The following is a 1,966-nucleotide window of genomic DNA, read 5'->3' on the forward strand; positions in this document are numbered from 1 at the left end:
CATTGGCCGAAGTCTGCGACATGTTCACACCGCAAGAATGCTGGAACTACTTTTGCGAGGCCGGGTATGCATCAGGTTAAAAGCGCGTAGCTTTAACGCATCTCCATCCGGGATCAGTGTGATGCTGGTGAGCAAACTGCGAATGATCTCTGCAGCCTCCGTCTTGGTCGCAGGATCATTCAAGGCCTCTGTCAGGTCCGTCACTTTACTGCGGTACATGTCAGAGAGGCTGGGGTGTAGAAGAACGGGTGGTTGTGTATCGATGCTGGCGAGTTTTGCCTCCAACGTCGCCTTTTGTGTTTCCAGATCACCCATCTTGGCTTTGAGGCTGGGATGAAACATGCCTTCGGTGATGGCATCGATGATCGCATCGATCTGTTTGGTGACTTTGGCCAAGTCCTGTTCGGCTTTGGCGTGATCTTGTTTGATTGTGCCCGCGAGGCGATTGAACTCTTCTTGATAGCTGCGCGTAAACTCAGCAATCAGGTCGGGATGCAGAAGGTGGTCTTTAAGACCGGAAAGAACGCGGGCCTCCAGATCATCGCGTTTGATGGTCAGACGGTTGTCACAAGTGCCCTTGTTGCGGGAATTGGCGCATCCGAAGTAAGCCTTCCCGATAATGGTAAAACCTCCACCGCACACCCCGCAGGTCAATAATCCTGAAAACAGATGTTTGGCGCGGCGGGCACGTTCCGAACGTGTGATGCCCTCGCTGATTACAACACTGCGGGTGCTCTTTTGGCGGGCTTTGACATTGTTCCAGAGGGCGTCAGAGATAACCCGTAAGTCCGGCACCTCTTCGATGATCCATTCTTCGGCAGGGTTCATACGGGCCTGACGCTTGCCGGTGTGGGGATCTTTGATGAAACGCTGGCGGTTCCAGACAAGACGGCCTTGGTAGAGATCGTTGTTCAGGATGCCTGTGCCACGCCTCCAGTTGCCATAGATAGTGGACATGCCCCATCCCTTGCCACGTGGGCCGTCGATGCCGTCCTCATTGAGCCTCACACAGATAGAGCGCGGGCTATGGCCGGAGGCGAACTCTTCAAAGATACGGCGCACGATTGTGGCCTGTTCTTCATTGATGGTCCGCTCGCCGGTTGTGAAGGTGCCGTCTGCCAGAAGATTGCGCACGACATCATAGCCATAGGTGACACCTCCGGCAGATTTGCCCTTGCGCACACGCCCCTCAAGTCCGCGATGGGTCTTCTGGGCAAGGTCCTTGATGAACAAGCTGCTCATAGTGCCTTTGAGGCCAATATGCAGTTCGGAAATCTCGCCTTCTGCGATGGTAAAGATCGGTATCCCCTGAAACCGCATCTGCTTGAAGAAGGCAGCGATGTGCTCTTGGTCACGGCTGAGGCGGTCGAGACCTTCGGAGACAACTACATCGAACTGGTTGTTGCGGGCGTCTTCCAGCATGCGCTGGTAAGCGGGACGTAGATGTGAGGATCCGCTGATGCCGCGATCAGAATAAGTGTCAGCAGCCCTCCAGTCTTTGCCTTCGATCAGGCGCAGGCACAGGCGTTGCTGGTCCTCAATTGAGGCGTCACTTTGCAGGTCGGTGGAAAAACGGGCGTAGATGGCTGCACGCATGGGATGGGCCTTTCCGCAATTTGGATACTTCGGCCCTACCTATTATAGGCACGAAACCGAGGTTGTCTTCCACTTTCGATTGCAACCGAGTTGCAATTTATTAGCGTGCAAAAACAGATGCTTACTAATGAGCGGAATGGCCGGTCCAAGATAGGAGGCCCCAAAGCAGTCGGAAACGCGGAAAACGCATAAAGCGGATACTTAAATCAGAACACCGTAAAAACCAGAGTATGGTCTTTACAGACGTTCTCTCAGATCAGCCCAACTACCGCTTCCGGCGGATTCTGTTGAAAAACTCTTATTGATTTGAGGCTGTGTCACTGATTCAATTGTTCCTAGCAACGGGGGTAATTTCGATGTTGGGACCAAA

Annotated in this window: 1 protein-coding gene; it reads right to left on the reverse strand. The window is 53.5% G+C overall.

Going from position 1 to position 1,966, the window contains the following annotated elements; translation table 11 throughout:
- Positions 1–24 precede the first annotated feature (24 nt).
- A complete protein-coding gene (locus BUC32_RS19950) occupies positions 25–1,596 on the reverse strand; it encodes a recombinase family protein (protein ID WP_073257379.1) in 1,572 nt (523 codons plus the stop codon).
- Positions 1,597–1,966 lie beyond the last annotated feature (370 nt).

This window comes from Shimia gijangensis, assembly GCF_900142085.1.
In the GTDB taxonomy this organism is placed as follows: Bacteria; Pseudomonadota; Alphaproteobacteria; order Rhodobacterales; family Rhodobacteraceae; genus Shimia; species Shimia gijangensis.

Excerpts from the sequence above, each read along its gene's own strand:
- BUC32_RS19950 (WP_073257379.1), bottom strand. The coding sequence starts at position 1,596 with ATGCGTGCAGCCATCTACGCCCGTTTTTCCACCGACCTGCAAAGTGAC.